The 21,876-nt window shown below is 33.7% G+C and carries 21 protein-coding genes, 1 tRNA gene and 1 riboswitch; of the genes, 15 read left to right on the top strand and 7 right to left on the bottom strand.

What is annotated here, in order from left to right:
• Window positions 1-410 precede the first annotated feature (410 nt).
• The 5 genes from ade (at window position 411) to JOC75_RS08055 (ending at window position 5,733) form a co-directional block, all read left to right on the top strand.
• Window positions 411-2,135, top strand: coding sequence for an adenine deaminase (gene ade, locus JOC75_RS08075; RefSeq protein ID WP_204954185.1), 1,725 nt, complete (start codon window positions 411-413; stop codon window positions 2,133-2,135).
• A gap of 380 nt (window positions 2,136-2,515) precedes the next feature.
• Entirely contained in the window at window positions 2,516-3,022 is a 507-nt protein-coding gene (locus tag JOC75_RS08070) for a DUF2243 domain-containing protein (protein WP_204953589.1), read from the top strand.
• A complete protein-coding gene (locus JOC75_RS08065) occupies window positions 3,012-3,782 on the top strand; it encodes a cytochrome c oxidase assembly protein (protein ID WP_204953588.1) in 771 nt (256 codons plus the stop codon). Before JOC75_RS08070 ends, JOC75_RS08065 begins: the two co-directional genes overlap by 11 nt.
• A 129-nt stretch (window positions 3,783-3,911) precedes the next feature.
• On the top strand, window positions 3,912-4,430 hold the full coding sequence (locus tag JOC75_RS08060) for a sigma-70 family RNA polymerase sigma factor (RefSeq protein WP_338036567.1): 519 nt from the start codon (window positions 3,912-3,914) through the stop codon (window positions 4,428-4,430).
• Window positions 4,423-5,733, top strand: a complete 1,311-nt coding sequence (locus JOC75_RS08055; RefSeq protein WP_204953587.1) for a DUF4179 domain-containing protein — start codon at window positions 4,423-4,425, stop codon at window positions 5,731-5,733. The genes JOC75_RS08060 and JOC75_RS08055 overlap by 8 nt, the downstream gene beginning before the upstream one ends.
• Window positions 5,734-5,776: 43 nt before the next feature.
• On the opposite strand, the gene JOC75_RS08050 is transcribed toward JOC75_RS08055, so the two are convergent.
• Both JOC75_RS08050 and JOC75_RS08045 read right to left on the bottom strand, forming a co-directional pair.
• On the bottom strand, window positions 5,777-6,328 hold the full coding sequence (locus JOC75_RS08050; RefSeq protein WP_204953586.1) for a DUF3231 family protein: 552 nt from the start codon (window positions 6,326-6,328) through the stop codon (window positions 5,777-5,779).
• 360 nt (window positions 6,329-6,688) lie between these two features.
• Window positions 6,689-6,943: an alpha/beta-type small acid-soluble spore protein gene (locus JOC75_RS08045; protein ID WP_204953585.1), complete on the bottom strand. Its 255-nt coding sequence runs from the start codon at window positions 6,941-6,943 to the stop codon at window positions 6,689-6,691.
• A gap of 243 nt (window positions 6,944-7,186) precedes the next feature.
• On the opposite strand from JOC75_RS08045, the gene JOC75_RS08040 reads away from it, so the two are divergent.
• Both JOC75_RS08040 and JOC75_RS08035 read left to right on the top strand, forming a co-directional pair.
• Window positions 7,187-7,417, top strand: a complete 231-nt coding sequence (locus JOC75_RS08040; RefSeq protein ID WP_204953584.1) for a hypothetical protein — start codon at window positions 7,187-7,189, stop codon at window positions 7,415-7,417.
• Between the two features lie 61 nt (window positions 7,418-7,478).
• Window positions 7,479-8,678 (top strand): alanyl-tRNA editing protein, encoded by a 1,200-nt coding sequence (locus tag JOC75_RS08035; RefSeq protein WP_204953583.1) that lies wholly within the window; start codon window positions 7,479-7,481, stop codon window positions 8,676-8,678.
• A 316-nt stretch (window positions 8,679-8,994) separates the two neighbouring features.
• Here the strand turns inward: JOC75_RS08035 and JOC75_RS08025 are convergent, their stop codons facing one another.
• From JOC75_RS08025 to JOC75_RS08015, 3 genes are all read right to left on the bottom strand, one after another.
• On the bottom strand, window positions 8,995-9,477 hold the full coding sequence (locus JOC75_RS08025; RefSeq protein ID WP_204953582.1) for a hypothetical protein: 483 nt from the start codon (window positions 9,475-9,477) through the stop codon (window positions 8,995-8,997).
• Window positions 9,478-9,570: 93 nt separating this feature from the next.
• Window positions 9,571-10,482: a VanW family protein gene (locus JOC75_RS08020; protein WP_204953581.1), complete on the bottom strand. Its 912-nt coding sequence runs from the start codon at window positions 10,480-10,482 to the stop codon at window positions 9,571-9,573.
• Window positions 10,483-10,506: 24 nt separating this feature from the next.
• Complete coding sequence (locus JOC75_RS08015; protein WP_204953580.1) at window positions 10,507-11,337, bottom strand: hypothetical protein; 831 nt, start codon at window positions 11,335-11,337, stop codon at window positions 10,507-10,509.
• A gap of 806 nt (window positions 11,338-12,143) precedes the next feature.
• Between JOC75_RS08015 and JOC75_RS08010 the strand changes: the two genes are divergently transcribed.
• The 7 genes from JOC75_RS08010 (at window position 12,144) to JOC75_RS07980 (ending at window position 18,948) form a co-directional block, all read left to right on the top strand.
• Entirely contained in the window at window positions 12,144-12,773 is a 630-nt protein-coding gene (locus tag JOC75_RS08010; protein ID WP_204953579.1) for an NUDIX hydrolase, read from the top strand.
• Between the two features lie 172 nt (window positions 12,774-12,945).
• Window positions 12,946-13,914, top strand: a complete 969-nt coding sequence (locus tag JOC75_RS08005) for a bile acid:sodium symporter family protein (protein WP_204953578.1) — start codon at window positions 12,946-12,948, stop codon at window positions 13,912-13,914.
• A gap of 97 nt (window positions 13,915-14,011) precedes the next feature.
• Window positions 14,012-14,116: riboswitch (TPP riboswitch) on the top strand.
• Window positions 14,117-14,436: 320 nt separating this feature from the next.
• Window positions 14,437-15,717: an acetylornithine deacetylase gene (locus tag JOC75_RS08000; RefSeq protein WP_204953577.1), complete on the top strand. Its 1,281-nt coding sequence runs from the start codon at window positions 14,437-14,439 to the stop codon at window positions 15,715-15,717.
• 52 nt (window positions 15,718-15,769) lie between these two features.
• Window positions 15,770-16,444, top strand: a complete 675-nt coding sequence (tenA, locus tag JOC75_RS07995) for a thiaminase II (RefSeq protein ID WP_204953576.1) — start codon at window positions 15,770-15,772, stop codon at window positions 16,442-16,444.
• Window positions 16,437-17,201, top strand: a complete 765-nt coding sequence (locus tag JOC75_RS07990; RefSeq protein WP_204953575.1) for an ABC transporter ATP-binding protein — start codon at window positions 16,437-16,439, stop codon at window positions 17,199-17,201. The genes tenA and JOC75_RS07990 overlap by 8 nt, the downstream gene beginning before the upstream one ends.
• A 5-nt stretch (window positions 17,202-17,206) precedes the next feature.
• A complete protein-coding gene (locus JOC75_RS07985; protein ID WP_204954183.1) occupies window positions 17,207-17,950 on the top strand; it encodes an ABC transporter permease subunit in 744 nt (247 codons plus the stop codon).
• Window positions 17,947-18,948: an ABC transporter substrate-binding protein gene (locus JOC75_RS07980; RefSeq protein WP_204953574.1), complete on the top strand. Its 1,002-nt coding sequence runs from the start codon at window positions 17,947-17,949 to the stop codon at window positions 18,946-18,948. The genes JOC75_RS07985 and JOC75_RS07980 overlap by 4 nt, the downstream gene beginning before the upstream one ends.
• Before the next feature lie 71 nt (window positions 18,949-19,019).
• Here JOC75_RS07980 and JOC75_RS07975 read toward each other — a convergent pair.
• A tRNA-OTHER gene (locus tag JOC75_RS07975) sits at window positions 19,020-19,106 on the bottom strand.
• Between the two features lie 202 nt (window positions 19,107-19,308).
• A complete protein-coding gene (locus JOC75_RS07970; protein ID WP_204953573.1) occupies window positions 19,309-20,064 on the bottom strand; it encodes a SurA N-terminal domain-containing protein in 756 nt (251 codons plus the stop codon).
• Window positions 20,065-20,964: 900 nt separating this feature from the next.
• On the opposite strand from JOC75_RS07970, the gene proC reads away from it, so the two are divergent.
• Window positions 20,965-21,816: a pyrroline-5-carboxylate reductase gene (proC, locus tag JOC75_RS07965; protein WP_204953572.1), complete on the top strand. Its 852-nt coding sequence runs from the start codon at window positions 20,965-20,967 to the stop codon at window positions 21,814-21,816.
• The last annotated feature ends 60 nt before the right edge of the window (window positions 21,817-21,876 follow it).

Raw genomic sequence — 21,876 nt, 5'->3', positions numbered from 1 at the left:
GCCTAATAGTTCGGGTTTTTATGTGATGTCTTCAATAGATTTTTGATTTAATATACTATTTTTAAGAACCAGTGGAATGGAGGGCAAAACAATAGGGCACCTACGGGAATAGAGGAGGCTCAGCTTCCTCCTCGTGGAACGCGAGTGTCTGCAGCGAAATGGAACAAACTGATTTTTCCAGCTGATCTGATTACTATAAAACCGATATTATAAATAACGAATTTTGTGAGTCTGATAAGCTAACAATATGATTGACATACATATCAGTAGTGGATAAAATGTTGAACAATATACTTTACGGTCAATCATATATATAGGACGGATTTTTTTCGCAATCAAATTGATTTGCCTATTAGTAGAGTGGTAATTTTATAGTCACTTGGCACAATATAGTATCAAAAGGAGAGGTTATATTGAATAATATTGAAAAAATTGAGAATTATATAGCAGCTGCAGGAAAGCACATTCTTGCCGATATTGTTATTAAAAATGGGAAAATTGTTGATGTATTTAATGGTGAGATTATAGAGCAAGATGTGGCGGTTCACCAAGGAATGATCGTAGGTGTTGGCAAGTATGAGGGAAAAGTGATCATTGATGCTAAAGGTCAATATATTTGTCCAGGATTTATTGATGCCCATGTTCATATTGAATCCTCTCTTGTATCACCTACACAATTTGCTCAGGTAGTAATTCCTCATGGTGTCACATCCATTGTTACTGATCCTCATGAAATAGCAAATGTATCTGGGGCGAAGGGGATTCAGTATATGATCGATAATTCTGAAGGAATTCCTCTTGATGTGTTTTTTATGCTTCCTTCTAGTGTTCCGGCCACTTCATTTGAAAACAACGGAGCAACGCTTACTGCTGATGATCTCCGTCCTTTCTTAAAAGATACTCGTGTACTAGGTTTAGCAGAAGTGATGGATTTTCCGGCGGTGAAAAACTGCGATCATCATATGATAGAGAAGCTAAAATTAACTTCACAAATTGATGGACATGGAGCTGGGCTTGATAAGGATGGTTTAAATATTTACAGAGCAGCAGGTATTCAAACAGATCATGAAGCAACAACTGTAAAAGAAGCAAAAGAACGACTTCAGCGTGGTATGTATCTTCTTATTAGAGAAGGATCTGTTGCAAAGGATTTAAAAGCATTACTCCCTGTAGTGAAGCCACATAATATGTCTCGTTGTATGTTTTGTACAGATGATAAGCATTTAGATGATTTAATAAAAGAAGGTAGTATTGATCATAATGTTCGACTCGCTATTAAAGAAGGAATGGATCCTATCTCTGCTATAACAATGGCCTCACTTAATCCAGCAATCTGTTATGGGATGAAAACAAAAGGTGCTATTGCGCCTGGTTTTGAAGCAGATTTCTTTTTTGCAGAAAGCTTAGAAGAACTAATGATTACTTCTGTCTATAAAGCCGGTAATCTTGTTGGTCAAACTGGAGAATATGTAGGAGAGACTCTAGGTTATGGCAGCTCGTCAATTGGATTGAACGAAACTGTTCGTATAGGTGAAGTGAAGAAAGAAGATTTATTTATCCCTCTAAAGTCAAACAAGGTGAATGTCATTGGGGTAATTCCAAATAGTTTAGTAACTAAAAAGTTAGAGGTTACTTTAGAAGAGACCACAGCTGAATTTTCCGCTTTAATTGAAAAAGATTTACTTAAAATGGCCGTGTTTGAACGACATCATTATACAGGTAATATTGGTTTAGGAATTGTCAAAGGTTTGCAATTGAAAAATGGAGCGATTGCAACAACAATTGCTCATGACTCTCATAATCTAGTTGTGGCAGGAACAAATGATGAGGATATGATAATGGCTGTTCATGCATTAAGAGATATGCAAGGAGGATTAGTTTATGTAGTAGAAGGAGAAATAAAGGCTGCCCTCACTCTTTCTATAGCAGGCCTGTTTTCTGACCGAGATTATACTAAAGTTAATGAAGAACTTATTACTTTCAAACATGCACTTAAAGAAAATGGCTTTGATCCTGGATTTAATCCGTTTTTAACGTTATCCTTTTTAACTTTACCTGTCATACCAGAAGTTAAGCTTACAGATAAAGGGTTGTTCGATATGAGTGTTTTTAAACATATTTCAGTAGAAATTTAAATTTGTAGCTAAAATACGATATACAAGCTTTAAAAAGGCTGGGATAATAGCATATTAGCTAATGATGAGCCCGAATTATTAGGTGATCGTACAATTGATCTTTTCCCTAATAATTCGGTCTTTTTGTGCTGTCTTCAATATTTTCTTTGAATTGAAAACTATTAATTGAGAACTAGTAGAAAGCGAGTGTTTGCAGCGCAATGGAACGACTTGTTTATCTAGCATTAGAACACAGTACTGAATAGTTATAATTTAAAAATAATTTCTTTTACTATGTCTAGTCTCTATTTTGGGAAAGTAAATATTTGTTAACACTTGTTATATTTGGGCAAAATAGGTGCTAAGTTCAAAAGATAATTATGGAGGTTACTAAATAACGCATGGAAAAAGAAATTAGTCAGTTTTCTCATTCAAAACGTCATACCTACCTAAGTAGAAATTTATTATCAGGCTTGTTTTTTGGTCTGGGTTTGGCTGCATTTATCGATGAAACAGTTTTTCATCAACTTCTTCATTGGCATCATTTTTATGATAAATCGACAACAACAATTGGACTTGTTTCAGATGGGCTATTTCATGCATTTAGCTGGTTTGCGACAATATCTAGTTTATTCATCTTAGCTGATCTCCGACATAAACACTCTTTCTGGCTAAAGAGGTGGTGGGGTGGAGTGTTTTTAGGTAGTGGAGGTTTTCAATTATATGATGGTATCATTCAACACAAAATGATGAGAATTCATCAAATTCGTTATGTTGAAAATATATTCATATACGATTTGATATGGAACATCACAGCGGTCATTTTGATCTTAATCGGCATCTTTTTCATTTATAGTACAAAAAAGGAATCCCATAGGTTTAAAGGAGAAGTCTTGGATGTACAGTGAAAACGTTATAGAGGCGATTTTGATAATAATGACTGTTCTATCCATATTATTGTATGTATTTGCAACAATAAGCTCAAATCGTAAATATAAAAAATGGCCAACTTATCGAACTGTTTTTTGGATACTAGGTGTCTTATTTGTTGCTTCATCAATTATAGGTCCAATTGCAGATCGTGCACATCATGATTTTATAGCACATATGACTGGGCATTTGCTATTAGGTATGCTTGCACCATTTCTTTTAGTAATGGCTGCGCCGATGACACTTGTATTACGAACACTCAAGGTTCAATATGCAAGAATATTATCATCAATATTGAAAAGTCAGTGGATTAGATTTTTTTCAGATCCTATTATTGCATCAATTTTAAATGTAGGGGGCTTATGGCTTCTCTATACAACTGAGTTATATTCGAGTTTGCATGGTAATATATTTTTACATATCTTTGTCCATTTTCATGTGTTCCTAGCAGGATACATGTTTACTGCTTCAATCATTTATATTGATCCAACGCCACATAAAAGGAGTATCGGTTATCGTTCCGTTACTTTAGTTCTTGCTTTAGCATGTCATGGGATTTTATCAAAATATATTTATGCTTATCCTCCATATGGAGTTTCATCTAATCATGCTGAAGTAGGGGGACTTTTGATGTACTATGGTGGCGATATTATTGATGGTTTACTTATCTTTACTCTATGCTTACAATGGTATAAATCCCAACAACCAAGAGCGATTCATTCTATAAAAATCAATTAGGTTAAAAAAGAGCTACTTCATTGTTGCTCTTTTTTATATGTTCTTTAACATACAAAAAAATTTTCATAAAACTTTTTTCACTCTAAACTGTCTAATATATAGAAGAAGCACCAGGAGGGAGGAGCAGCAGTGGAGGTTAATAAGGTTAAGATGGCAATAAATGGAGATGATGAAGCTTTTTTAGCAATTATTCATGCTTATAAGGTAGATTTATATAAAACGGCATTATCTTACTTAAGAAATCAAGAAGAAGCAATTGAGGCTATTCAAGAGGTAACATATCGTGCATATCGTAGCATACATGACTTACGAGAACCTACTTATATTAAAACATGGTTAATTCGTATCATGATTAATTATTGTAATGACTTACTTAAAAAGAATAATCGACTTATTTTTGATGAACAAATCCTTTTAAAGCTTGGAAAAAATGAGGACTACAACTACATTGAAATTGAAGACGCTATGTCAATGCTAGATGATGATCAAAGACAACTGTTACATTTGAAATATTTTCAAGATATCAAAATAAAAGAAATCGCTGCGATGTGGAATTGTCCAGAAGGAACGGTGAAAACGAGATTATATAAAGCTCTAGGATCACTTAGATATATCCTGGAAGAGAAAGGAGAGAAGAAAAATGTTTGATAAGGAAGAAGCGAAATTAACAGAATGGAAAGAGCAATATGATTCTATTAACATTCCATTAGAGAAGATAAATAAAGCGATAGATGCAGGATATAAAAATGGCAAAATACCAACTAAAAAGAAAAGGAAAACCTGGATATGGCCAAGTATTGCTGCTGCTGTTCTCCTAATAGGTTTTGTAACAACAATTCGAGTATCTCCCACTTTTGCAGAATACCTTTCAACAGTTCCTGGAATGGAGAAAATTGTTGAACTTATCAGTAATAATAAAGGTTTGCTTGCAGCAATAGATAATGAATATGCACAAGAAATAGGGGTATCTCAAGAAAAAAATGGTATGAACGTTACAATTGATGCTCTTATAAAAGATGATACAGGGATGGTCATTTTTTATTCAATTAAAGCAAATGAAGAGCTGCAACATTTTCAAATTGAAAATGTTGAACTACAAACAAAGGAGGGTACTAAAATAAATTATGACTCCCTTTCTTTTGGAAATCCAGCAGATGACAAAGCAAAAACATATACAGATGTTTTAGAATATTATTTCTCAAAGCCTTTAAAGGATCAAGAGCTACAACTGACAATTAAGGTGAAAAATGATAGCGAAATCACGAGTTTTACACTACCAATTACTGTTAAGCAACAAGAAAATAAATCCAAAGAGTTTGATCTAAATAAAACAGTAAATATAGAAGATCAAAAAATAAAGGTGAAAAAAGTAAAAGTAGATCCACTTCGTATAGCTGTTCACTTGGAGATGGATCCTAATAATTCAAAGCAGATTTTAGAGTTTCAAGATATTAGACTTGTTGATCAGCATGGTGAAGCATGGTCAAAAATTGCAAATGGCATTACATCATCTAAGATTAGTGCTCATGAGCAAATTGTGTATCTGCAAAGTAATTATTTTAAAACTCCTGAGGAATTGTATTTGGTGTTTAGCAAAATTCAAGCAGTAGATAAAGCAGAGGCAGCAGTCATTATTGATACTGAAAAACAAATGATAATTCAACAGCCAAAAGGAAATAATCTATCAAATTTACAAGTTGAAGGACAGGATATTACGTTTAATTTAGAAACGGATAAGGAATTTAATTATTTTATTTTTTCCTCTATTAAAGATGCTAAAGGTAAAGAGGTAGAAAGTGATAGTGGATTCTCTCATGATATTGATGTTGATGGGTATACTCAAAAAATTGGCGTGACAATGGCTAACAATAATTATTCCAATCCTATTGAATTAGAATTGTCGTTTTATCCTAGCTGGATTGAAGGAGAAGTTAAAATGAAGTTGGAATAATAAATAGGAAGAGAAAGGGTTATAATGCCTTCTCTTCCTATTTTTATTGCTGTTTTGGCATTCCAGGAGGATAGTAGTAAGGTGGTACTTTAATCCACCCTCTTTTTCTCATAGCGTCCTTTAATGAAGTACCGAATTTCATTTTTTCGAGCATACATTGAGTAAATAATGCACCAACATCGTTGCGAATACATTGTGAAGAAGATACCGCGCAATGAGAAACTGCAGCAGCTGTTTTAATACTCAACCCATTAACGATTTCTTCATCAGTTAGTTTTACCCCTAATGGAACGCTATTCGGATCAGAGTTTGGTCTTTGCTCACTTGTAGGTGGCAAATGTATTCCTTCTGTTTTCATAAATTGCTTAAATCGCTCTCCTTGTACATCACACTGCTTTAAGCTTTGAGTTAATAGTCCTTTTACTTCATCATCATTAGTTGAGTTTAACCCCATTTGGATGTAAATTGTAGCTTCGTCCATTAAAGCTAAGTACATCCAGCAACTCATTACTTCTCCTACATGAAGAGGGTTTTTAGGTTCATCATCTAAGCTAATTTGTAAGAAGTCCTTCACAGATTCAAAAATAGATGTCACTGTTTTTTTTGCCTCCTAACTTTTTTTAATAAATGGCACTGTTAAACTTTGTTGTTGATTTCCGTTACAGGCATTCGCTTTCCGCGGACGGTCCGGGAGCCTCCTCGTAAGCTGCGCGCCTGTGGGGTCTCCCTTTGACACGCTTCTCTAAGCAGGAGTCTCATATATTCACTCAATCAACAATATGCTAAAAATCAACATTAACTTTTAACATAGCCTAATAAATATATATGTATGTATCATGTTGAAAACGGCCTTTTAATGTCACCTTTGATTTGTTTATAATTAACCAAAATTTGCAAAGTTATCCTATAAATTATATTAATTTTGAAGACTTTGTAGAGTGTGGATTAAATTTTTTTATTTTCTATTCTCCAATTGTTGCTCTGCCATTTTAATCATTTCTCTTACCATATTTCCTCCGAGCTTGCCGCCAATTTTACCCGCATCTTTTGATAATAAACTGCCATTGTTTTTTTCATTTAAAGGTATTCCTAATTCTTTGGCTACTTCATATTTTGCTTTTTCAGGAGTTGGTGCATTTGCCAATTGTGCTTTTAATTGATCAACACTTTTTTTTGCCTCTGGGTAAAGAATTTTCTTGTTTTTACTCATAGATGTCTCCTTAATTTTTCATAGTTGAATCTTTGTTCTTGAACCTATTTCTTTTATCTTTTGTTTGTTTTACTAATTTCATGTAAACAATAAGTGTGTACTATTTTTTATTATTTTGGTTTATGGAAATGATTCTTAAACTTAGTTATAGATCCAGTATGTATTTTCATCAATTTAAATTTGGTTTTTAAGATAAAACAATTATTTTGCAGAAAAAAGCACATGTGGAAAAGGAGCATTAAGATGGAGCATTGTCATGATTTTTTGAAAAGTAAAAGATGGACTGATACAGACTATGATGCAAGGTATATTAATGTTGAACATCCTTATGCGATTCTAGTATCTGAAGAAGAGGGTCAAGTTACACTTAGAGGAAATGCCGGGAGTGATAATGGACAAAATGGAGAAGAAATCTATACATTTACATCAGTTCAAGAGTTACAGGAATGGTTTGAAAACAATATAGGAGAATAATGACGAAAACCTCCACAATATGCTATAGTTGGATAAAAAATCAACAAAAGTGAGTGGAATTATGACAGTTAAATTATTTTATAAAGATGTGTATTTAACCTCCTTTGAGACGACAATTATTAAAAAAGATTATGATGAGTCTCACAGGCCTTATGTGTTATTAAATGAAACGGCTTTTTATCCAACCGGTGGTGGTCAGCCTCATGATACAGGTAAAATTAATGATATCAATGTTTTGGATGTAGTAGAGGTAGAAGGCGAGCTTCGTCACTATGTTGAGTCTTTACCACTTCATGAGAATAAAGCTTTTTGCTGCATAAACTGGGAACGGCGTTTTGATCATATGCAACAGCATGCTGGTCAGCATATTTTATCAGCGGCTTTTGAGAATACCTTTGGTTATAAAACGATAAGCTTTCATTTAGGAAAAGATATTTGTACGATTGATTTGGAGATATCTGATATCAAAGAAATTGAGCTTAATCAAATAGAAGCAGAATGTAATGCTGTCATACGCGGAAACAAACCTATAATGACGAAATGGATAACAGAGGAAGAATTATCTGAATATACCCTTAGAAAAAAACTTTCAGTAAGAGAGCATATTCGACTTGTGATCATTCCGGATTTTGATTACAACGGCTGTGGTGGTACTCATCCAAAATCAACAGGTGAAGTTAGTTCTTTGAAAATAATAAGCTGGGAAAAACATAAAAGTCACATCCGTATTCAATTTGTATGCGGAAATCGTGTTCTTGGTTTGTTGCATGATAAAAATAAAGTGATTATGGTATTAACAAGTAAATTAAATGCACCTCAAGAAAAAATGATTGAAGCAGCAGATCGTCTACTTGAAAACAATAAAGAACTTCATAGTAAAATTGAGGAGCTAACAAGTCAGCTTATACAGTATGAAGCAAAAAGTTTGAGTTTAGAAGGACAACATATTAATGGGGTAAAACTCATTTCTACTATCTATAATCATAGATCGATAAAAGAGCTACAAAATATAGCTAGAGAAATTGTAGCAAAGGAAAATGATCATATTGTTATTTTGATAAGTGATAATCAAGATAAATTACAGCTTGTGATTGCTAGAAGTGAAGATGTTAATTTGAATTTACAGTTATTATTAAATGAAGTGCTACCTGCTATTAATGGTAAAGGTGGTGGAAAACCATCGTTTGTTCAAGGCGGCGGAGATAAATTATTAACGGCTGCGGAGTTATTACAAAGATTCGTGAATGTTATAACAAACTAATTGGTTTTGGAAAAATCTCCTATTGCATTCACCTATATATTTTAGTATTATAACTATACAAGCTGCGCTGTACGCATTTTTTATAAAGTTTTAACCTTTAAGCTGAAATAGGGAGTTTTACATTGAGGTCGGAATACCAAGCCTTCAATATGTAGAGGAAGGTATGAAAGCTTCTGCGAACACCCACTTGTAGGAGTGGTGGTTTAAAACTCTATAATTTATGATGCGGCAATCGCGGCTCTTATAACAATTATTAATCCGGCTCTCAAACGAGAGCCGGATTTTTCATTGAATAGGTTCTTTTAGATACATATCCTTATGAGGTTTCATTTACTGCTAAATATTTGGCTGGTATATACCCTTGCTCTCCTGATGAGAGGATTTCTACTTTAGCTTGTCTAATTCCCATATCAACAACTTCAACCTCTGTATTTTCGTCCACAATGATCACATCACCATTTTCAGTCATCTCATTAATTCTTTCATAGTTTGATTGTTCAATTAACCCATATAATTCATCATAATCTTCTTCATTAAATGGGAATAATAAAGGTGTATTAATGACAGCAGTATCACCTTCAGTAACAATAGATGGATCAACCTCATTAATTTCTTCTTCTATTTCGTTGTTTAAATCATTCACAAGATTGGTAATTTCCTCTTCACTATTATTTAGAGATTGCTCAACTTCTTGTTCAACGTTTTCTGCCTCATTTTCAATCTCATCTGTAGCTTCTTCAACCTGATTACACCCAACCAGTATTCCTACTGAGAAAATGGTTATAAGCAGTTGTTTCATTTTAAATTCCTCCTTTACCAATGATGTATCACAAATAAAGAGGGATTAAACATGTTTAAATGAAAAATGAGGTCAGAACCCTACCAAAAAGATCTAAAAATCAGTAACTTCAAGTGGGAGCTTTTTGGGTGCGTCAGGGATAGTTTTTTTATTTATTTCAATTGCTTCTGAGGAGAAAATATTGATTATCAGCTGTCCTCCAGAGACTTTAGACCTGATAAGTAACGGCTGGTTATGTTGATTCTTAAATGTGAAGTCTGGGCCGTACCAGCTTACAGTTGCATCACGATTTGGTGGTACATAAGGTACCTTTCTGCTATGTGAATAACGTTCAATTATTTTAACACCTGCACGATCAACCGCATTAAAAAGTGTGGAGGAAACCTGGCAAATTCCTCCTCCAACTCCCTCTGATAACTCACCTCTTACTATAATAGGAGCAGGTAAGTACCCTTTTTCAGTCGTTCGATTACCTACAACAGAATTAAAAGAGAAAACCTCTCCAGGAAAAACAACATGGTTATTAATTGCTTCAGATGCTAAATGTATATTTTGAGAGCGCTGTTTGTTTCTATTATTGAAAAAGGTTATATAATGGCTAATTTGTTTCACCTTAATACTTGAAAGTAATTCGCTATCAACACGGGGATATATGGTTTGAACTGGAACATCAAGAGTTGTGTAACCTTTACTATAAAAATATTTATAAAATTGTTTAGTGAATTTGACTTCATCCAGTTTAAATCCTTTTTCTTCACTAATTAACTGATTTTGATCATTTATGAAAGCATCAACAGGCGCTTTATAGACTGCTGTGTCGATGTATTCAGTTAAATCATCTAGCTTTTGTTCGTCAATAAGATTCAAGATAGGATGGAGAACTAAATCACTCCGGCTTACAGATTTAATTTCATTTTCTTTATAGGAAATCGAAATATTTCCGGATAAATCTACAGGTTGTATAAATTGAAATGTGAGAATTATCGAAAGTAATATTTGCATCATTTTCTCCTCTTTGTTGTAGGACAATTATTTATTTTCATTTATCAGTTGTATCAAAGGATCTATATTCACTTTCCAAGAGGATATTGGTGAGGATCTTATCATTGTGAAATTTGTTTTTACTTTTATAGATCCAATGTTCTTCAAATATACTTTAAGTTCAACTGGGATAGTGGAAAGTAAATCATCAGAATAGATAGGGTGATCTATTGACCAACGCAACGCTTCTATCTCACTGATAACTTCAAGATCACGTTCAAGATCTTTATTACTTAATGCTATTTCCTTTGCTAAATCTTTATCATTGTTTTTGATTGTAACTAAAAGTACATTTAACGCTTGTTCTGCAGTTAGTTCTTTAATGTATTCTTCATATTTTCCAGCTGCTTTTAAAATCATAATATGGTGTGATATATCATATTTCCCTGAGCGATGTGTAGTACTTTCATTAAAATGAATACAAAAGTGACCTGGAAAGCCATTCTTTATCGCTCCTGCACCATGTGGCATTCCATGCATAGAAGCGGGAATTAACATATTGTTTACAACTATTAAAATGGCTCGACGGTGCCAGCTCCAGCTTCCATCGTAAATTTCTTTCATGACTTTTGTGTCACTTTTAGTCAATGGCTGCACATCTGCATGACCACTACCGGCTCTTCTTTCAACATTAAAGGATTTAGCTGTTTCAATATCAATGACAGTAAAAGTAGAGAGGCGCGGAATCATCTCATTAACTTCTGACCACTTCTGTAACGAAAGTTCAAAATCAAAGTATTGCTGTGAAGTAGCATAAGAAAGTGCAGTATTATACATAAATGTGACTAGTGTTACTAAAGTCAGTACAGTAATTTTCATGAATATTGTCATCTCCACTTTTTTCGTGATCAATTCCAACTTAGATGAACATCTGCCTTAAACTATTTTATGAAATTTTGGACATTATAATAGTGTAAAATGCTGGCAGTTATTAAATGTATAATTGAAAATAAGGGTGACAAAATGAATTTTATTTATGGATTTCTCTATATATTCGCTGCTTGGAAATGGGGAGATTGGAAAAATTGGAGGGTATACTATCCTACAATTTTGTTTTTTATTTAAGTGATTTATTCTATCATTTAATCTTCTATGATTATTTCCCTTTATGGAAGTTTGAGCCTGTTCCTAAGGATAAACAATTGGGCTTAACAGGTGTTCATATTTCATTATTAATTATGTGTATTAAATACCCCTGCACAATTCTGATCTACTTGGGGGATTTTCCGACAGGTAGGCTTTCTAAACGGTTCATTTATATAGCTATGTGGGTTATGATATAGGCAACTAATGAATTTATTACACATGCCTTAGGTTGTATTAAGCACTATAATGGATGGAACGAATGGTGGTCGTTCTCGTTATGTTTTCAATTTTGGCGATTCACCATTTTAGACCAGTTATCTCGTGGGCTCTGTCAATTTTTTATATTTTAGTTCGTTGGAATATCTTTGATGTACCATCATTGGTCTTTCGGTAAAGCTAATTCGTATACCTTGTATTTTTTACAGAACTGTTTATAGTTTACATTTTTTCTTGGATTACTAGCTTTTTCTGCTGCATAATTAGGTTTTAATTCATAGGTTAAGTGCCTTCGATATTGAATGATGAGGAGTTTATTTAAAATGAGTGAAGAAGTACTGAAAATTTTTGATCAAGAAGGTAATCCAAAAGGTATTGCCACTAGAAAAGAAGTTCATGAAAAGGGACTATGGCATGAAACATTTCATTGTTGGTTAATCAGTCTCCATAAAGGAGAGGTTTATTTGTATTTCCAATTAAGATGTGAGCAAAAAAAGGATTATCCTAACCTGCTTGATATAACAGCTGCTGGTCATTTACTAGCAAATGAAACTGTTGAAGATGGTGTAAGAGAATTGAAGGAGGAGATAGGAATTGATCTTTCTTTAAATGATCTAATATCTTTGGGAATCATCAAAGAACAATTAAATGATGAAGTACTGTTAGATAATGAGCTATGTCATGTTTTTTTATATGAAATACCGCATTCATTCGATTCATTTTTCTTACAACAGGAAGAGGTTTCTGGAATATATAGAGCAAAGTTACATGACTTTTATAGTCTATGGAATGATCAACTACTAGAAATGAAAAGTGATGGTTTTATAGAGAATGAAGATCGAGAAAAGATGTTTGTTAACAAAATGATTACTAAACAAAACTTCGTACCACATGAAAAAAATTATATAGAAAACATTGTGAAAAGCATTCAAAATGTGCTTGATCAAAAGTAGGAAAGTTCATAGCAATTTTATCTTTATGGCTCTGCTTTAAACGATAATTTCATATCAATGCTGCATTCTCTTAGCTATTTGCTTTAAAATATCCTTCTTTTCCTACTGCAATGTATGAAAGATAGAACTATGTAGTATATATATCTAGAATACAAGATTAGGAGAATGTTTCATGCTTGAAGCTTTTAATGGACTTTTAGAAAAATTAATGCCAGTTTTAACACCAATTAGTGTGATCATAGGGATTGTACTAGCAGAGCATCTTTTACCTTTCGCATTTTTAATTCCTTTTATATTTGCTTTTATGACGTTTTCAGGTAGTTTAAGCTCCAGTTTTCATGCATTAAAGGGAGCAGTACAAAAACCATTGTCTTTTATTTTGATTTTAATTTTATTACATCTAATCATGCCTCTCATTGCTTGGTCTGTTGGTCATTTATTTTTTGAAGATGATTTAACAATAACTGGGCTAGTGTTAGCTACTGTCATTCCTACAGGAATAACTAGTTTTATCTGGGTAAACATATATAAAGGAAGTATTGCTTTAGCACTTTCTATTATATTAATAGATACAATATTATCACCTTTTCTGGTGCCATCCATGTTATCTTTTCTTGTGGGAAGAAATGTGGAAATTGATGCATATAGTATCATGTATGGTCTATTATTAATGGTTGTTATTCCTTCATTCTTAGGGATGCTTATTCATTATTTAACAAAAGGAAAAAGTGTTCAAACTTCTAAGAAATTAGCTCCATTTTCCAAATTGGCTTTATCATCAGTTGTTATGATTAACGGTGCAGTTGTGGCGCCTTTTATTAAAAAGGTAAATCTAGAACTATTATTGATTAGTTTGACTGTTTTTGTTTTAGCTTCTATAGGATATTTTTTAGCGTGGATGTTTGGCTGTCTGATAAAGAAAGATCGAGAAACAAAAATTGCGATGATGTTCACTGGCGGTATGAGAAATATTAGTGCAGGAGCAGTGATTGCTGTTCAATATTTCCCTCCAGCAGTTGCAGTACCTGTTGTTATTGGTATGTTGTTTCAACAAGTTCTAGCCTCTATTTTTGGGATGTTATTTATGCGTTTTGACAAAGAACAAATCCATAAAGTAAATCATTTATCAACACCTCTTTAGGGGAGTGTATGTGAGCAGTTATTAATTTTGTTTGCTAAAAATAGAATTATATGTTAAAAATAATGTAATCTATCAATCACAAACTAAATATAAATCTTTTCACCACTAGGGGAGCTTTCTTTTAGCTGAGAGAGGCATTATGCCTTGACCCTTATTACCTGATCTAGATAATACTAGCGTAGGGAAGAGGTGTTTGACTATATACGTGAAATAACGAATACTCCGCTATTATTTATTTTTAAGCGAATTGTTATCAACATGTACATTCAAACCACTTCTTTCTTGAAGTGGTTTTTTTGATGTTTTTTTCATACGAGGCAACAAAGTTATAAAAACAGCTTTTCTCAAGGCTTGTTGCTATGTAACCAAAATATACAGTAGTAACAGTGTATTTTCGCATTTAAAGCTACCATTTTATGAAGAATAGATGCCACTAGACTTACTACTGTGCTAATTTCTCAAGTATTTAAAAGCAACAAGGTTTGTGAAAGCAGCCTTAAAAAATATGAGGAGGTAATTTTTTTGCAGCATAAAATACAACATATTATTGATCAAATCGATGAACGGAAGAATGAATTAATTGAGTTACTAAAAACATTAATCGAATATAAAACACCAGCACCTCCTGCTAGAAATACAGCTGATGCACAGAAATTCATAGCCGATTTTCTAGAAGAAAAAGGTTTTTCGATTGATATGTGGGATGTTTATCACAATGATCCTAATGTAGTTGGAGTGTTAAAGGGAACACAGGCAGAAACCTATAAAAGCCTGATCGTTAATGGTCATATTGATGTTGCAGAAGTAAATGAGAGTGAACAGTGGGAAGTAGATCCTTTTATTCCAATCGTCAAAAATGGAATGATTATCGGCCGTGGTGCTGCAGATATGAAAGGTGGCTTGGCAGGTGCACTTTTTGCCATCCAGCTACTTCATGAAGCAGGTATTGAATTACCTGGTGATTTAATTTTACAATCTGTCATTGGAGAAGAAGTAGGAGAAGCAGGAACACTAGAATGCTGTAAGAGAGGCTATAAAGCAGATTTTGCAGTTGTGGTGGATACAAGTGATTTACATATTCAAGGGCAAGGTGGCGTTATAACGGGTTGGATTACTGTAAAGAGTAATCAGACATATCATGATGCAACAAGAAGACAAATGATTCATGCTGGTGGAGATTTATTTGCTGCAAGTGCTATTGAAAAGATGGTGAAAATTATCCACGGTCTGCAAGAGCTTGAACGTCACTGGGCAATTACAAAGAGTTATAAAGGTTTCTTACCTGGAACAAATACAATAAATCCAGCTGTTATTGAGGGTGGAAGACATGCAGCATTTGTTGCAGACGAATGTCGTCTATGGGTAACTGTCCACTATTATCCAAATGAGTCACATGAACAAATTATAAAAGAAATTGAAGATCATATTTTATCTGTAGCTAAAGCTGATCCGTGGTTAAAAGAAAACCCACCAACTTTTATTTGGGGTGGTAAGTCGATGATTGTAGATAGAGGTGAAATTTTCCCCTCACTTGAGGTAGACTCAGAACATTCTGCTGTTAAGAATTTAGCTAAAGCACATTATACTGTTTTGCATAAAGAAGCTATCGTGGATGTATCACCAACTGTTACTGATGGCGGTTGGTTAGGTGAGGTAGGTATTCCGACGGCTATCTACGGTCCTGGTAAGCTAGAGCATGCTCATGCAGTAAATGAACAGCTATCAATTGATCAGCTTATAGAATATACCAAGGTTATATTAATGTTTATTTATGATTGGTGTCATACAAAACGAGAAGCATAGATTGATAGTTAGCAACATGCTTATTTCAATGATAATGAGGAGGTAAATCGAAATGAAGTTCAGTGAAAGACTCTATGAAAATGTACTCCCCATTTGGCAAAAAAATCATGCACATCCATTTGTACAAGGAATGGGTGATGGGACATTAGATAAAAATAAATTTCGCTTTTATATGATTCAGGATTATTTGTATTTAATAGAATATGCAAAGGTTTTTGCATTAGGAGCTGTTAAGGCAACAGACCTTAAAACAATGGGGAAGTTTGCCGCATTATTGGATTCAACATTAAATGAAGAGATGGAGCTTCATCGTCAATATGCGAAGAAATTTTCCGTTACGCTTGAGGAGCTTGAAGCAGCAAAACCATCACCAACAACCTTGGCTTATACTCACTACATGCTACATGTTAGTCAAAATGGGACACTTGCAGAACTTGTTGCAGCACTTTTACCTTGTATGTGGAGCTATTGGGAAATAGGTAAGGATTTAAATAGTCGTACAGGAGCAAGTGAGCACGAATTTTATGGAGAGTGGATTAGTATGTACGCTTCAGAAGAATTTGGTCAGCTTGCAACATGGTGTATTGATTTAATGGATGAACTAACAGAAGGTAAACCAGAAGTAGAGTTAGCAAAACTAGAGGAAATATTTTTAAATACAACTCGCTTTGAGTATATGTTTTGGGATATGGCATTTGACGAAAAGATGTGGCCTACAGATGAATGATCAAGCTTTACAGTTTAAAAATGTTACTTTTCAGTATGAAAATGAGCCGATTCCAATAATAAAGAACTTAGATTTACAAATTAATAAAGGTGAATTTGTTAGTGTTATCGGTCCTAGTGGCTCAGGGAAAAGTACGTTATTTAAGCTTGTAACAGGATTAGAACAACAAACCTCAGGTTCCATTTTATTACAAAATAAATCTGTTTCTAATCGACTTGGTCAAGTAGGTTATATGCCACAACAGGATTTGTTGTTGCCTTGGAGAACGATTGTTGAAAATGCATTACTTCCGCTAGAAATTAAAGGCATCAAAAAAAGAACAGCATATACTCAAGTGGTTAATTTACTTGAAGAGTTTGGTTTAGCTGGGGTAGAAGATAAATTTCCAAGTGAATTATCAGGGGGAATGAGGCAGCGTGTATCTTTTTTAAGGTCTATTTTAAGTGGTGCACAAATCCTCCTTTTAGATGAGCCTTTTAGTGCTCTTGATGCGATTACGAGATTATCTTTACAAGAATGGCTTGTGACTCAATGGCAGAAACGTAAAAATACGATCTTATTTATAACTCATGACGTAAATGAAGCATTATTTTTATCAGATCGAATCTTTATTTTTACGGAAAAGCCTGTAACAGAGTTAAAGGAGGTTAACGTTCCACTAGGAAGACCAAGAACTTTAAAGGATTTAAATCAACCCAAAATGATTGAGTTAAAAGAAATGTTGCTAGATGAGTTACGAGCGAAGGTGAATTTATGACATATATACAAAAATACGGAGCTTCGTGTTTACTCGTTGTAATTCTTCTATGTATTTGGGAAATTGGAGCTCGTATTGTTAATTTAGGCTTTATTTTACCGACACCTATTGAAATTTTACTAAAGCTTTGGGAGTTAAGAGAGCCTTTGTTTCTTAATCACTTACCAGCAACAGCTTTGGTAATACTAATCGGACTTTTTATATCAATTGTTATTGGATTAGGACTTGCAGTTTGGATGAGTGTGAATAAAACAGTGGAAAAGACATTTTATCCGCTACTCATCTCATCTCAAACAATTCCAATAATTGCATTAGCACCAATTTTTGTGCTTTGGTTTGGATATTCAATTTGGAGCAAGGTTATCGTAACCGTTTTGATCACGTTTTTTCCAATTACCGTTAATACCTTTGATGGATTACGTGCGACGAATAAGGAATATAAAGATTTATTATTAACAATGGGTGCAAGAAAGAAAGATATTTTCTTTAAGCTACAAGTTCCAGGTAGTGCTCCAAACTTTTTTTCTGGACTGAAGGTAGCTGTCACACTCAGTGTAATTGGAGCGGCAATAGGTGAGTGGATTGGTGCACAAGCAGGATTAGGTTATTTTAGTAGACGGATGATGACTCAATTTGATGGTGCAGGCGTTTTCGCACCAATCGTTATTTTATCAGCAATTGGAATTTTACTTTTTGTGATTGTTGGTGCAGTGGAAAAAAGAATATTAAAATGGAGGAAAACAGAATGAAAAAAGTATTGATAATGATGTTATGTATAGTAGTAGGGTTGTTAACTGCATGTGCTGGAAAAAGTAGTACAGGTGGAGAAGAAAAGAAACAGTTAAAAGATGTTAGTATAATGCTGGATTGGTATCCAAATGCTGTTCATAGTTATTTATACATCGCTAAAGAAAAAGGATATTTTGAAGAAGAAGGACTGAATGTTGATATTCAATTTCCAGCAAATCCAACAGATCCAATTAATTTAGCAGCAGCCGGAAAGGTAACACTTGGTATCTCTTATCAACCAGATGTTATAATAGCACGTGCAAACCAAGATGTTAAAATAAAATCAGTAGGAGCCATCGTTCGTTCTCCTCTAAATAGAGTTATATTTATGGAAGATAGTGAAATACAGTCTCCAAAAGACTTAGAAGGTAAAAAAGTAGGCTTCCCTGGTATTCCGTTAAATGAATCACTTATTCAATCAATGGTTAAAAATGATGGTGGTAATCCTGAAAATGTTGAAATGATTGATGTTGGTTTTGAACTGGGTTCATCAATTGTGAGTAAAAATGTAGATGCTGTAATTGGAGCGTATATTAATCATGAAGTACCAGTATTAAAGCACGAGGGTCACGAAACTCGAAATATTAACCCAACAGAATTTGGTATTCCAAGCTACTATGAACTTGTTGCTGTAACAAGTGATCAAACATGGGAAGAAGAGCAAGAGGAAATTAAAGCATTCTGGAAAGCAGCAACTAAAGGATATAAATTTACTGCTGAAAATCCAGAGGAAGCATTAGAGATTTTATTAAGCAATCAAGATGAAGCAAATTTTCCCCTAGTTGAGGAAGTTGAGGTTCAAAGCTTGGAGATTTTATTACCTTTAATGAAGTCTGAATCAGGTTTTGGTAGCCAAGATAAGAAACAATGGGAAGAAACAATAAGCTGGATGAAGGAAGCAGAATTAATTGAAAAAGAACCAGTTGTTAATGAAATTTTTGTTAATATAGTTGAATAGTAATCGGTAAAATTCGTGCTTCTTACATCGGAGCACGTTCTTTTGTTTAAAGAAACTTTTATGAGAATGTAAGGACTTGGTGGGATTTAAACCCACAAGAAGTACAGCAATAAAGGTGCTTTTACTACTGACTGCTCTAAACGTTGAGCTACAAGTCCTTAGTGATAGTATGAACAACTAGGTTACTTTTTATGTATGGTATTTTATACTTTTTAAATCTATCGGGATAGGTAGTTGTCGTTGATTATAAGGATAAGCACGTTATTCCTGTATCGAAAGTTTGATTTTACAGTGAATCCACTTTATAAATCAACATGTAAAAGGCTGTGTGAAAAACACACAGCCTTTAAGATAGTAGCATTATATTTTTAACTCTATGTCAGCGCCCTTACGTAGCTCTTCAATTTTAGCACTAATTTCTTGCTGTGATTTCTGTTGTTCTAGATTCGCTTTTAATGTTTCTTTAACGTCTTCGAATTTTGGTGTTTCTTCTGATTCGCCATTAGCTGAGACAAGGGAATCATAATACTTCTTTACTTCATCATCTGTTACTTTTTCAACTTTAACGTCTTTATCTAGGTATTGAGTGATTTTAACATTATCAGAGATTTGAGATTTAAGATCCTCTACTGTTAACTCACTTTCTTTTAAAGCTGTTTCAAATTCTTCTTCTGTTTTAAAACGTGCTTTTTCAGCTTCTAGCGCTTTATCAATTTCTTCCTGCGAAGCTGTATAACCTTTTTTATCAACTTCTTGCATGATTAAGGTTTGTCCAACAATAAAATCAAGCGAGCTATCTTTCAATTGTTTTGCTAACTCATCATTTGTTACATCTTGTCCTTGACTCATTGCGTTTGATTGAAATAGTGAAAGGGCATCATTAAATTCTGTTCCTTTGATTTCTTGTCCATTTACAATTGCCACAACACTATCAGCCTCAACCTTTTGTTCATCCAGCTTTTTTTGCATTTCCTCCTGGTCAACAGCAGCTTCTTCTGTTTCCTCTGCTTTTTCCGTCGTTTTAGCCTCATCTGCCTTTTTCTCTTCATCATTGTTACATGCAGCAAGAGATAGAGCTAATAGAGATATAAATAGTGTTAGTAATAATTTTTTCATTTTCTTTCCCCTTTCAAGATCTAAAAAGACTCAATATATGTAAGCGTACATAATTGGAATTGTATAACAATTGAAGCAATATTAAAAGCTAATAATACAAGAAACAGGAAAATAAATCAAATTAACTAGGGATGTACATTATACATATTTGATAGAACTAACATGATAGATAGGAAGAAACATGTTTCTTTATTTGATAGGTTAGAATTTAATGTTGTTTATTCGATGCCTGATTTTCATTGAACCTTTTTGAAGCTTTTATCTTTTAGTAGTGTAAGGAGAGATTAAGATAAAAAAATTATACTTGCAGGTGATTCCCGGTTTTCAGGTGATAAACTTTCTACTTATCTAAAAGAAAGATGTTATATGACTGTTATTTTAACGAGAGGAAAAAGTGAAATAAGAAATTGCGTTCCTTATGTAAATTGGGATGATCAAACATTAGGGAAATGAGCTTCTGAAATCAATAATAGTTATGAAATTGTTAATTTTACTGGTAAATGTGTTGGTTGCACTTATTTGAAGGTAGAGGATGCTTAAAAATAAATTTGAGTACAGTGGTTTAAGCTTGATCTTGTTTTCGATAAATCAAAAGATAAAAAGGAGATAACTTGTCCTAAAAAACATTTGATTGAAATCATGTTTGCTAAATTTAGTTGAATATCATAAACATTTTCAATATTTGAATTAAGTAATTCCTTAAAATAAGGGTTGAGAAGCGTTTATCAGGTCTGAGACGCTTTTTGAAGTAAATATGTATAGATGGTAACGCTTACACTCACTAATTGGAAGAAATACTCACAACATATCGCTTATACCTTGATAATAAAATTGAGCGTGTTAGTATTAAGTCGTGAGCAAAAATACGAACAAAAATACGAACGATATTGGAGAGATGAGATGCTACACGAAAAGACAGTTGCGTTTATAGGTGCAGGTTCGATGGCTGAAGCAATGATATCTGGTTTAGTAAATTCTAAGAAGATACCAGCACATCAAATTATAGCAACAAATCGTTCAAATGGTGAACGACTAGCTGCTTTAGAAGCTAAACATGGAATAAAAGGAATCAAACTAGATCAGTTACAGTTTGATCAAATAGATGTTTTTATCTTAGCTATGAAACCAAAAGATGTGGAAAAAGCTTTAAATAACTTAATTGGTCAAATCAGAGCAAATCAACTCGTACTATCTGTTCTAGCAGGTATCACAACAACATATCTTGAACAAAACCTTCATAATGGCCAACAGGTAGTGAGAGTCATGCCGAATACGTCAAGTACAATCGGAGAATCAGCTACAGCAATTTCCCCAGGTCATGCAACATCAAATGAGAATATTATTTTAACTCAAGAATTACTAGGGTGCATAGGTGAAGTCTATACGATTAAAGAAAAGGATATGGATATCTTCACAGGTCTTGCAGGAAGTGGTCCAGCATACTTTTACTATTTAATGGAGCATATGGAGAAGCAAGGTTCAGAAGCAGGTTTTGATGTTGAAACAACAAGACAAATCATCGCTCAAACGATAGTAGGTGCTGCTAAAATGATTCAAGAGCAAGATGTAACTCCAACTGTTCTTAGGGAGAAGGTAACGTCTCCTAATGGTACAACAGCTGCAGGATTAAAAGCACTTGATGATAATGGTGGAGGTCTAGCAATCTCTAAAGCTGTTGAACATGCAGCAATACGCTCAAAGGAAATTAGTGAGCAAATACAGGAAAGCTTATTGGTTACTGCAAATAAATAGTTTATAAGTTTAAACGGAATTTTTAATGATAAAGAGACAAAAACAACTCAGGAGTGATAG

It is taken from the genome of Metabacillus crassostreae, from assembly GCF_016908395.1.
GTDB lineage: Bacteria > Bacillota > Bacilli > Bacillales > Bacillaceae > Metabacillus > Metabacillus crassostreae.
Note: the sequence above shows the minus strand (reverse complement) of the source record. Positions and strands in the feature narration are given on the sequence as shown.